The organism is Comamonas sediminis, from assembly GCF_041107495.1.
Taxonomy (GTDB): domain Bacteria; phylum Pseudomonadota; class Gammaproteobacteria; order Burkholderiales; family Burkholderiaceae_C; genus Comamonas; species Comamonas sediminis.
Genome location: NZ_JBGBDC010000003.1, coordinates 552,750 through 563,958, shown reverse-complemented (window position 1 = coordinate 563,958; position 11,209 = coordinate 552,750). Strand labels below are relative to the sequence as shown.

The 11,209-nt window shown below is 66.8% G+C and carries 10 protein-coding genes and 2 tRNA genes; 11 read left to right on the top strand and 1 reads right to left on the bottom strand.

Translation table 11 applies throughout. From position 1 onward, the window contains the following. The 3 genes from AB7A72_RS10120 to alkB all read left to right on the top strand — a co-directional run bounded on the left by AB7A72_RS10120 (position 1) and on the right by alkB (position 1,068). A tRNA-Met gene (locus AB7A72_RS10120) sits at positions 1 to 77 on the top strand. 126 nt (positions 78 to 203) lie between these two features. Next, a tRNA-Met gene (locus AB7A72_RS10115) sits at positions 204 to 280 on the top strand. A gap of 122 nt (positions 281 to 402) precedes the next feature. Beyond that, a complete protein-coding gene (gene alkB / locus AB7A72_RS10110; RefSeq protein ID WP_312452192.1) occupies positions 403 to 1,068 on the top strand; it encodes a DNA oxidative demethylase AlkB in 666 nt (221 codons plus the stop codon). Here alkB and AB7A72_RS10105 read toward each other — a convergent pair. Then, on the bottom strand, positions 1,065 to 1,970 hold the full coding sequence (locus AB7A72_RS10105) for a LysR family transcriptional regulator (RefSeq protein WP_312527478.1): 906 nt from the start codon (positions 1,968 to 1,970) through the stop codon (positions 1,065 to 1,067). The genes alkB and AB7A72_RS10105 overlap by 4 nt on opposite strands. A gap of 88 nt (positions 1,971 to 2,058) precedes the next feature. On the opposite strand from AB7A72_RS10105, the gene AB7A72_RS10100 reads away from it, so the two are divergent. The 8 genes from AB7A72_RS10100 to AB7A72_RS10065 all read left to right on the top strand — a co-directional run bounded on the left by AB7A72_RS10100 (position 2,059) and on the right by AB7A72_RS10065 (position 11,187). Next, on the top strand, positions 2,059 to 2,913 hold the full coding sequence (locus AB7A72_RS10100; RefSeq protein WP_369459818.1) for a DODA-type extradiol aromatic ring-opening family dioxygenase: 855 nt from the start codon (positions 2,059 to 2,061) through the stop codon (positions 2,911 to 2,913). 96 nt (positions 2,914 to 3,009) lie between these two features. Further along, a complete protein-coding gene (locus AB7A72_RS10095; RefSeq protein ID WP_369459817.1) occupies positions 3,010 to 3,987 on the top strand; it encodes a bifunctional helix-turn-helix transcriptional regulator/GNAT family N-acetyltransferase in 978 nt (325 codons plus the stop codon). 7 nt (positions 3,988 to 3,994) lie between these two features. After that, positions 3,995 to 4,876 (top strand): DMT family transporter, encoded by an 882-nt coding sequence (locus AB7A72_RS10090; RefSeq protein ID WP_369459816.1) that lies wholly within the window; start codon positions 3,995 to 3,997, stop codon positions 4,874 to 4,876. Positions 4,877 to 4,959: 83 nt separating this feature from the next. Next, a complete protein-coding gene (locus tag AB7A72_RS10085) occupies positions 4,960 to 5,388 on the top strand; it encodes a hypothetical protein (protein ID WP_369459815.1) in 429 nt (142 codons plus the stop codon). Positions 5,389 to 5,563: 175 nt separating this feature from the next. Next, on the top strand, positions 5,564 to 6,892 hold the full coding sequence (miaB, locus tag AB7A72_RS10080) for a tRNA (N6-isopentenyl adenosine(37)-C2)-methylthiotransferase MiaB (protein ID WP_239809339.1): 1,329 nt from the start codon (positions 5,564 to 5,566) through the stop codon (positions 6,890 to 6,892). Positions 6,893 to 7,058: 166 nt separating this feature from the next. Then, entirely contained in the window at positions 7,059 to 9,359 is a 2,301-nt protein-coding gene (locus AB7A72_RS10075) for a hypothetical protein (RefSeq protein WP_369459814.1), read from the top strand. An 8-nt stretch (positions 9,360 to 9,367) separates the two neighbouring features. Beyond that, a complete protein-coding gene (locus AB7A72_RS10070; RefSeq protein WP_369459813.1) occupies positions 9,368 to 10,525 on the top strand; it encodes a hypothetical protein in 1,158 nt (385 codons plus the stop codon). Beyond that, the gene (locus AB7A72_RS10065; protein WP_312412472.1) at positions 10,522 to 11,187 is read left to right on the top strand and encodes a DUF1266 domain-containing protein; all 666 of its coding nucleotides are present in this window, start codon (positions 10,522 to 10,524) and stop codon (positions 11,185 to 11,187) included. The genes AB7A72_RS10070 and AB7A72_RS10065 overlap by 4 nt, the downstream gene beginning before the upstream one ends. The last annotated feature ends 22 nt before the right edge of the window (positions 11,188 to 11,209 follow it).

Here is an 11,209-nt window from a genome sequence, read left to right as displayed (position 1 = left end):
GGTCGTATAGCTCAGTTGGTTAGAGCGCAGCATTCATAATGCTGATGTCGTAGGTTCAAGTCCCACTACGACCACCAGGTTACAAGCCGCAGTGATTGCACAATCACTGCGGCTTTTCTCTTTGCCGCATCTGCTTTGATGGCTGAAAAACTCGCAGCAGGTGCCCGGCAGGCCGCCCATCCGCCTCTACAATGGAGCCCGTCGGTCGTATAGCTCAGTTGGTTAGAGCGCAGCATTCATAATGCTGATGTCGTAGGTTCAAGTCCCACTACGACCACCACATCCCACCGCAGCGCCTGCCACAGGCGCTGCGGTTTTTTTGGGGGTGCACAGATGCGCCCAGCCCCAGGCCAGCGTCCCGTCCGACCCTGCAGCACAGGGCAGCGGGGCACAATAGGCGGCATGCAAGACCTGTTCAGTCCCCCTGCCGACGAAGGCCAGATGCCTTGGGAGCGCATTGCCATTGGTCACCAGGCCTGCGTGCTGCGCGGCTTTGCACTGCGCTGGGAGAGTGACCTGCTCGGCCAGGTGCAGGAACTCGTGCAGCGGGCCCCGTTTCGGCATTTGCGCACGCCGGGCGGCCGCCAGATGCAGGTGGCGATGACCAACTGCGGTGATTTCGGCTGGTACAGCGACCAGCGCGGCTACCGCTACACTGCCACCGATCCGTTGAGCGGCCAACCCTGGCCGCCGATGCCACCGGCTTTTGCAGCACTGGCTGCGCAGGCGGCAGAAGCTGCCGACCTGCCCCCTTTTGCGCCCAATGCCTGCCTGATCAACCGTTACACCGTCGGCACCCGCCTGACCCTGCACCAGGACGAAGGTGATGCCCGCCACCCCATCGTGTCGGTGTCACTGGGCTTGCCCGCCATCTTTCTGTGGGGCGGCGACCAGCGCGCCGATGCCACGCAAAAGCTGCCGCTGCAGCATGGCGATGTGGTGGTCTGGGGCGGCGTGGACCGCATGCGCTACCACGGGGTGATGCCAGTCAAGGAGGGGGCCAGCCCCGTGGCCCATCCGCTGCTGGACGGGCAAAGAATCAACCTCACTTTCCGGCGCGCCAGCTAGTCGGCTGCGCCGCTGCCCGCACCACCCAACGCCTGCGACAGGCAATCGATGAAGCTGCGTACCTTGGGCGCCAGGTAGCGCCGGCTGGTGTAGATCGCATACAGGGTCACGGTCAACGCATCCCACTGCGGCAGTACCCGCTGGAGCTGGCCGCTGCGCAGATCGTCCTCCACCAGCCACGAGGGCAGGAAACCCAGGCCCATGCCGGCGCGCACCGCATGCAGGCTGAGGTTGGAATCGTCGGACAGCAGGGCTGGTAGCACATGCAGCGGCGCGCTGCGGCCACCGGGCTGGGTCAACTGCAGGGGGCTGAGCGACACATAACTGGGCAGCACCGCAGCATGCTGGGCCAGGTCGGCAGGCTGCTGGGGCGAGCCGGCCTGCGCCAGGTAAGCGGGGCTGGCCACCAGGTAGAAGGGCACCTGGCACAGCGGGCGGGCAATCAGATGCGGCGCGGGGTCCGACGAGGCCCGCAAGGCCATGTCGTAGCCGGCAGTGGCCAGGTCGATCTTGTGGTTGTCCAGGTGGATGTCGACCAGCACCTGCGGATAACGGGCGCGGTAGCGTGCCAGGATGCGCGCCATCTGCGGCGTGGCACACCAGACCGGCGCGCTGATCTTGAGCTGGCCGCTGGGGGCCTGGTTGTGCTGGCCGATCTCCTGGGCGGCGGCATCGAGCATCTCCAAAGCCAGGCGGCTTTGCGCATACCAGCGCTGGCCCGCTTCGGTCAGGCTGACATGGCGGCTGCTGCGGTTGAGCAGGCGCGCACCGAGGCGCTGCTCCAGCTGGGCCACATGCTTGCTCACCATCGGCGCCGAAATGCCCAGCCGCTCGCCGGCCTGGGCAAAGCTGCCGTTGTCCACGACCGCCTGGAACACCTGCATGCTGGTGAGCTGGTCCATAGTTTCTCAACAGGAAATCAACCACTGCATTTTAGCTACTTGGTTTCCTTTTGGGCAGCTACTACAGTGGAGTCAAGGAGTTTTCCATATGACCATGACCACCCACACCGCCCCCGCCAGCACCAATATCACCACCAGCGGCAGCCGCCTGCCCGTGTACTTCATCTCGCACGGCGGCGGCCCTTGGCCCTGGATGCCCCAGATGCATGACTACTATGCGCAACTGGCCGCCTCACTGGCCGATATCCCGCGCCAGATCGGCCGCACACCGCGCGCCATCCTGATGGTGTCCGCCCACTGGGAGGCCGATAGCTTTACCGTGCAGTCCACGCCCCAGCCCGGCATGATCTATGACTACGGCGGTTTCCCGGCCCACACCTACCAGATCCACTACCGTTCACCAGGATCGCCTGCATTGGCCGAGCGGGTGGCGGGCCTGTTGGCCCAGGCCGGCATTGCCGTGGAGCAGGACGCCGAGCGCGGCTATGACCACGGCATGTTCTCGCCGATGGCCGCGATCTACCCCGAGGCCCAGGTGCCGGTGGTGCAGCTGTCGCTGCGCCGGGGCCTGGACCCCGCTGAACACCTGGCGCTGGGCCGCGCGCTGGCTGCCTTGCGCGATGAGGAGGTGCTGATCATCGGCAGCGGCCTGTCGTACCACAACCTGCGCGCCTTTGGCCCGCAGGCCAGCGTGCCCTCCAAGGCCTTTGACGACTGGCTGGCCGAGACCATGCTGCAGGTGGACAGCGCCAGCCGCAGCCAGCGCCTGCTGGATTGGGAGGATGCCCCGGCAGCCCGCATTGCCCACCCGCGCGAGGAGCATCTGCTGCCGCTGATGGTCGCCGTCGGTGCCGCCGAGGCTGACCGCGCCGTGCGCATCTACCATGAGGATGCCTTCATGGGTGGGCTGGCCGTGTCCAGCTACCGGCTGGATGCAGCCTGAGCGCTGTAGATGCGGGGTGCGGTAGACACACCCTCCAAAAAAGTTGCACCATACAACCATATGGATGTATATTGCAACCAACTATTGGAGAGCCGCATGACAGCCGACCCCCCCCTGGTCAACGACATCCGCAGCGCCTCCCGCACGATGGTGCGGGAGCTGGGCTTTATGGCCAACACCTTGGCGGCCACGCCCTACTCGGCGTCTGCGGTCCATGCGTTGCTGGAAATCGATGCGCATGGCACTGTCACCGCCGCCCAATTGGCGGATTTCCTGGGGCTGGACAAATCCAGCGTCAGCCGTATGGTGGCCAAGCTCATCGCCAACGGCGAACTGCAGGAGCAGCCCTGCACTGACGATGCACGCGCCAAGCAATTGCAGCTGTCAGCGCAAGGCCAACGCACGGTAGCGGGCATACACGCCTACGGGCAAATGCAGGTGCGCAGCGCGCTGGCGCAGCTCAACCCCTCGCTGCAGCAGGCGGTGGCGCAGGGCCTGACCGCCTATGCCCAGGCCTTGCAGGCGCACCGGCTGGGCAGTGCGGCAGGCCAGGCCAGCTCCGCCAGCGCAGCCACCCACAGCATCCAGATCCACAGCGGCTACCGCGCCGGTGCGATCGGCCGCATTGCGGAGATGCATGCGGTTTTCTATGCCCGGCACTGGGGCTTTGGCGCTTTCTTCGAAAGCAAGGTGGCCTCGGGCCTTGCCGAATTCAGCGGCCGCCTGGGCGAGCCCTGCAACCAGATCTGGACCGCCGTGCAGAACGAACGCATCGTCGGCTCGGTCGCCATTGACGGCCAGGACCTGGGCAACAACCAGGCGCATCTGCGCTGGTTCATTCTCGATGACGGCTGCCGCGGCGGCGGCGTAGGCCGCCAGCTGCTGACGCAGGCGCTCGCCTTTTGCGATCAGCGCGGCTTTGCCAGCACCGAACTGTGGACCTTCCAGGGGCTGGACGCGGCGCGCAGGCTCTACGAATCGCTGGGTTTTGTGCTGGTGCATGAAGAAGCCGGCCAGCAATGGGGCTCGACCGTGGTGGAGCAGCAGTTCAGCCGCCGCCTGCACGGCGCCTAGGCGGGCGATGCAGGCCCGCCATCCCGCGCTGTGGGCGGCCGCCACCACGGGCATGCTGGTGGGCGCGGCCATGGTCTCCACCAGCGTGCTATCGCCCGCCGCATCGCCAGCCAGCCTGGCATTCTTGCGCTATGCGATCGGGCTGGCCATTCTCGCCGGCCCGGCGCTGTTCGTCACCTGGCCGCGCTACCGCGCCGGCGATGCGCTGGCCATTGCGTTGCTGGGCGTGGCGCAGTTTGCTGTGCTGATCCTGCTGCTCAACCATGCGCTGGCGCGCCTGCCCGCCTCCACTTGCGCACTGGTGTTTGCGACGATGCCCTTGTTCACCTGGTGCCTGGCAGCGCTGTCAAGGCGCGAGGCCTTCAGCACCCGCAGGCTGGCAGGCCTGGCACTGGCGGTGGGCGGCGTCGCGGTGCTGCTGACGGGGGGCGCGGGCGCAGCGGGCGGCCTGGACCTGCGGGCCGGCTCCGGCATGGCCGCTTTGCTGGCGGCCACCCTGGTCGGCGCGGCCACCAGCATCCTCTACGGCCCCTATATGCGGCGCTACCCGGCGCTGCCCACCAGCAGCCTGGCGATGGCCGCTGCAGTGCTGTTCCTGGCGCTGTACTGCAGCTGGCAGGGACAGCCGCTGTGGCCGGTGTTTTCGGGGCTGCAATGGGGCCACATGCTGTTCATCGGCCTGTCGAGCGGGCTGGGCTATTTTTGCCTGCTGTGGGCGCTGGGCCGCCTTGAGGCATCGCTGGTGATTGCCTTCCAAGCCCTGGGGCCGGTGACTGCCGCGCTGCTGGAGCTGGTCTTGCACCAGCGCCTGCCGTCACCGGCGCTGCTGGCAGCCATCGCGCTGGTGCTGGCCGGCCTCGTCGTCAGCACCCGGGCGCCGGCAGCCTAGCCCACGCCACCGCTTGCCCCAGTGGCGGACTGTGGCACCGCCGCTGTTTGTAGAATGCGGCCTCCAGCCCCTGGATATACACCATGAACCGCTGCACAACACTCCCCACCACCCACCACCGCCTGCGGCGCGCCAGCCTCGCTGCACTCGCGCTGGCACTGGCCGGCATCAGTGCCCTGCCCAGCCTGGCGCAGACCGCCACCTTTGCTCCGTTCCAGGGCCCGGTGCGCGCCTTCCCGCCCCAGGCGCTGCGCGGCTACCTGGTGGTCACCAGCCCGACCGAGGCCACGATCGACAACCAGGCGTTGCTGCTGGCACCGGCCTTCAAGCTCTACAACCCGCAAAACACGACGGTGCGCCCCAACACGGTGCTGGGCCAGAAGCTGACGGTCAACTATGTGATCGAGAAAACCAGCGGCCGCGTGCATGCCGCCTGGATCTTGAACAGCGAAGAAGCCGCCCTCAAACGCGACCGCGCCGACAACGGCTTCTGGAGCGGACTCTTTAAATAAAGCGCCCTGGCGCCGCCGCATGGGCTGACCGCTGCGGTCAAAGCCTGGCGGGGCGGCCCTTGCACCCACCCCCCTGAGCAGCAGGGCGCCCATCTGGCGCCTGGTTTTCTGCCGTATGACGGTATTCCTTCAGGCCTGCAACCGCAGCCCCGGGGGTCCCCACGAGATTTGCACCATGTCCAAAAAAGTATTTATCAAAACCTTCGGCTGCCAGATGAACGAGTATGACTCGGACAAGATGGCGGATGTGCTGGGCGCCGCGCAGGGCTATGAGCCCACGCAGGACATGGACGAGGCCGACCTGATCCTGTTCAATACCTGCTCGGTGCGCGAGAAGGCGCAGGAGAAGGTGTTCTCCGACCTGGGCCGCATCAAGCACCTGAAGGAAAAGGGCGTGCTGATTGGCGTGGGCGGCTGCGTGGCCAGCCAGGAAGGCGCCGAGATCATCAAGCGCGCGCCCTATGTTGATGTGGTGTTTGGCCCCCAGACCCTGCACCGCCTGCCCGAGCTGCTCAATGCCCGCGCGGCCAAGGCCAAGCCGCAGGTCGACATCTCCTTCCCCGAGATCGAGAAGTTCGACCACCTGCCGCCCGCCCGTGTTGAAGGCGCGTCGGCCTTTGTGTCCATCATGGAAGGTTGCTCCAAGTACTGCAGCTACTGCGTGGTGCCCTACACCCGCGGTGAAGAGGTGAGCCGCCCGTTCGAGGACGTGCTGGTCGAGGTCGCGGGCCTGGCTGCGCAAGGCGTCAAGGAAATCACCTTGCTGGGCCAGAACGTGAATGCCTACCTGGGCAAGATGGGTGATACGGCCGAGATCGCCGACTTCGCGCTGCTGCTGGAATACGTGGCCGAGATCCCCGGCATCGAGCGCATCCGCTACACCACCAGCCACCCCAATGAGTTCACGCCGCGCCTGATCGAGGCCTATGCCAAGATCCCCCAGCTCGTCTCGCACCTGCACCTGCCGGTGCAGCACGGCAGCGACAAGATCCTGATGGCGATGAAGCGCGGCTACACCGCCATGGAGTACAAGAGCACGGTGCGCAAGCTGCGCGCCATCCGCCCCGATCTGGCGATGAGCAGCGACTTCATCGTCGGCTTCCCCGGCGAGACGGAGGAAGACTTCCAGAAAATGATGAAGCTCATCGACGATGTGCGCTTTGACAACTCGTTCAGCTTCATCTTCAGCCCCCGCCCTGGCACCCCTGCCGCCAACCTGCCCGATGACACGCCTTACGAGGTCAAGCTGCGCCGCCTGCAGGAGCTCCAGGCCGTCATCAACCACAATATCAAGACCATCAGCGATGAGCGCCTGGGCACCGTGCAGCGCCTGCTGGTGGAAGGCAAATCCAAGCGCGACAACGGCGAGCTGATGGGCCGCACCGAGTGCAACCGCGTGGTCAACTTCCCCGGCCAGGAGCGCCTGATCGGCCAGATGGTCGATGTGCGCATCACCGAGACGATGACCTATACGCTGCGCGGCGAAGTGCTGATCACCGATTGAGGCGCATCGCTGGCCTGCCGGCACCGCGCTGGTCAGCCACACGAAACACGGTGAAAATAGCCCACTTTCCAGCGTTGGTGGCCCGCAAAGGCCACACCCGTGCTGGAGCCCGTTAGCATGCAGGGGCGCATGAGGGATGCGCCAAAACCAGAAAGGCATCATCACCATGGCACCCGTGTCCGACCCGTCCACCGCACTGCGCAGCGAAGCGCTTGATGCCTTTCTGGACCATGTGGATACCCTGTTCAACACCGAGGACGAGACGCAGGAATGGCCTGCCCGCCAGGCGGCAGCGGCCCAGCAGCTCGCATCGCGCGCGCTCGAGCCCGAGGACCTGGACCAGCTGCGCCGCGTCTACCGGCTGTGGAGCATGGCGGGCCAGCCGGCCCAGGCCCTGGCCGCCGTGCAGCAGCACCAGGCCCGCCTGCTGCAGGAGCTGACCGCCGACGCCCAGCGCGACGCAGCGGTCACCATGGCGATGCTGCAAGCCGATGCCGCCGAGGATGTGCCCGGCCTGCCGCGCGAGCAGTACCGCGACGTGATCGCGCAGGCGATGGCGGCCGTGGACCAGGCCGGAGCGCTGGGCGATCCCGACCGCGCCTGGCGCCACCTGGCGCGCCACGCCCACCAGGCCCAGGCACTGGACCTGCAAGAGCAGATCTACCGCAAACAACACCAGTACAAAAGCCAGCAGGCCGACCGCGCCCAGCTGCGCGCCTGGGACGATGCCATGCTGGCCACGCGCCTGGGCCGCATCGAAGCGGCCAAGGGAAACAGCGCGGCGGCCCGCGACCTGGGCCACTATGCGCTGCAAAAACTCCAGCGCGCAGAAGCGGGCCAGGACATCGACACCGATGACTGGCTGCTGCTGGGCGAGGACATCATTGCGCTGGCGCCCGACGCGCTGGTCCAGCACAGCGAACTGACCCTGGCCAGCCTGCCCAGCAACGCATCGCCCGCCGCCTGGCGCGATACCCGGGCCCAGCTCGCACGCCTGGCCGCCGCCAGCCTGCACCAGCAAGGCGCGCTGGATGCCGCGATCAGCAAGGGCCAGGAAGGCCGCTTTGCGCTGGTGCGTGACAGCGATGACAGCACCAGCGCCCGGCTGATCGATTGGCTGGTGCAGGCCGCCCGCCTGCCCGAGGCCGCCCATGTGTGTTTCGAAAGCACCCTGCACAGCCGCCCTGGATCGCGCGAAGCTGCCTGCCGCCAGGCACTGGCCCACCTGGGTGAGCCGGGCGGTGCGCCGTACTGGGCGCTGACCCTGATGGCCGCCGCCCAGGACGAGGACCTGGCCGAATTCCTGCCTGCCGACATGGACGCCGAGCAGGCCTTTGCCCACTACAGCGCGCTGGTGCAGCAGCAGTCGCTCAACCACCCGATGTGGCGCCTGCTGCAGGGCAACCATCTGTTTGAACAGCAGGACTATGCGCAGGCCTTGCCGCTGCTGGAGACGCTGGCCGAGCGCCCCCAGTACGCCAATGGCGAACTCGCCTACCGCCTGTTTGTCTGCCGCGCCCGCGTGGCGGGCCTGGCCAGCGCGCTGCAGTCGCCCTATATCCGCTGCGATGGCGGCAGCTGGTGCTATGCGATGGGCGTGCAACTCGATGACGACGAGGCGCTGATGCAAGCCATTGGCGGCGAGGGCGAGGAGCTGCCCGCCGACTGGCCTTACGACGAGCTGCTGCGCTGGATCAAGCACTACTACGAGACCGGACAGGCCCGCTTCGAGCACTGGTTTGCCACCGGCCAGGGCAGCTACAAGGACGGCAACCTGCATGACTACTCGATGCTGTGCAACAACCTGGCCATCAAGTACCGCTACAACGACGAGAACTACGACGGCGCGCTCGCGCTGCATGCCAAAGGCATTGCCACCAGCCCGTTTGCCGAGCACTACAACGGCATCGTCTCCACCCACATCGACAGCGACAACTACGCGCAGCTCATCCCGGCGGCCGAGCAGCTGTGGCACTACAGCCAGGACAACGGCTACAGCCGCCACAGCCCTTGCGACTATTTCCCCAAGGTGGCCTATGCGCTCTACAAGCAAGACCGCAATGTGGAAAACAGCATCTGGCTGGAGCGCCTGGACGAATGGTGGAGCCAGCTCGACGAGGACGAGCAGCGCAGCGAGCGCTATGACTATCTGCGCAGTCTGCTGAACCAGCTGGACTACTACTCGGCCACGCATGGCGCCGAGGTGCTGCCACGCCTGCAGGCGCTGCTGCCCGAGCTGGCGCAGCGCCAGAATGCCTACCTGCTGCGCCGCGCAGGCGATGCGATGCAGACCTCGGGCACGGACCAGCAAGCGATGCAGATCTACCAGCAGGCGCTGGCCTGCGCGCGGGCCGACGACCCGGCCGAGCGCGAGAAGCTGCAGACCACGATCGACCAGCTCAACGCCCAGCTGATCACCGCTGCACCGGCTGCCGGTGGCGGCAAGCCCTGGTGGAAGTTCTGGTAAGCCCCTCCATGCGCACAAGCACGGTGTACCTGGCGCGCAATGTGGTCAACGCGCCCGAGCTCAAGGCCCGCATCATCGCGCGCAGCCGCGCGCGCAGCGATGCGCCCGACATTGCCGCCTGGCTGCAGAACCATTTCTACCGCTATCTGGTCGGTAACCTCAACGCACCGGCCGATGCGGTACAGGCCATCACCACCACCGCAGCGTTGCAACAGCGCTATGCCGCCGGCGCGCCGGCATGGGCACTGGCGCTGCTGGCCCGCAAGACCGGTCCCGAGACAGCGCCAGCGGCACCCGCGCTGTGGTGGATCGACCCCGACCACGACAGCGTGCTGGCGCTGGAGCGCCAGCTGCTGGAGTTTTTGCAGTCACGCAAGGGCACCTCGCTGGAAGGCAAGCTCGCCCGCATCAACTGCCCGCAGGCGCTGGAACGCTGGGCGCAGGAGCACCAGGCTTTCGAGGCACAGCAATTGGCCGGCTGGCGCCAGCACCAGCCCCATGCGGTACAGATGGTGTGGCAAGGCAGCCAGGGAGCCTTTGTCGAACTGCTGCCCAGCAGCGGCGTGCTGCGCGAAGAGATGGCCTACGAGAGCCAGATGATGCGCCACTGCCTGGGCCAGTTTGCCAACCGCCACCAGCTGACGGGCGGCTACGGCGAGCACTATGCCGAATGCTGCGAGCAAGGCCGCATGCGCATCTTCAGCTACCGCACCGGCCAGGCCCAGCCGCGCATCACCATCAATGCCTGGCTGCAGGCCGATGGCCGCCTGCGCATCGACCAGATCAAGGGCAAACAGAACCGCCCGCCGGTCGACCGCTACCGCGCCGATGTCATCGCCTTTCTGAACCAGCTGAACACCAGCGACGACACGCCCGACGATGCGCTGGGCATGCGCCTGCTGCGTACCAGCGGCGCGCAGCCGGGCTGGCACGCCGTCGAGAACCTGCACAGCGAGGCCGAACAACTGCAGTTGTGGCAGCGCCAGCCCAGGCTGCTGCCCCATCTGCAGCACACCTCCCCGCTGGTGCAATGGCTGGCTGCAGCGCATGACTGCAGCCTGCTGGCCGGCCAGCACCTGCCGCCTGCGCTGGCCTACACGTTGGAACAGGCCGGCAAAGCACCTCCCAGGATGCAGGCCCATCCCCGGCCGGAGGCGCAGCGATGATCCAGGTCCTGGTGGCTGCCATCGGGCTGTGGCTGGTATGGCAATGCGTGCGCGCCTTTCGCCGGCAATGGGGCAGCCAGGCGCCGGCGCGGTCAGGACCGCTGGGGCATTACCTGCTCACGCCCGAGCAAAACTGGGCGTTGGCGCTGGCGCACCCGATGGCCTTCCATGCGCTCAAGGATGGCTTTGCCGACAGCGCGATGCCCTCGCCCACCGCCGGCCTGGCAGCATCGTTGCGGCCCATGGCCCTGCATGCCTTCGGCCTGCGCACCGATCTGGACGATGCGCAGGTGCGCGCGCAATTGCCAGAGCGCATGCGCACGCGCTGGTGGTGCCTGGATGTGGAGCGGCTGCAGGCGGGGGATGACGCGCGTGCCGCGATGGCCTTTGCCTGCGTCCGGACTGCCTTTTTTGTGCGCACCGCAGCCATGCTCGGCTGGCTCAGCGCCGAGCAGCAGTGGCAGCTGCTGCAGCTCAATGCCGCGCGTGCCCGCGATTGCTTTGGCAACTGGCAGGAGCTGGGCAGCGCCTATATCCAGGGCCGCGCACAATGGGTGGCCAAAGGCCGTTCGGACGCACTGGGCCGCAGCCTGGACCCGGAGGAGTTGCAGCACTGGCTGCAGGATGCCTCGCACCCCTGGGGTGCCTATGCCTGGCGCTGACCCCGCCTTTGCCGCCGTTTTG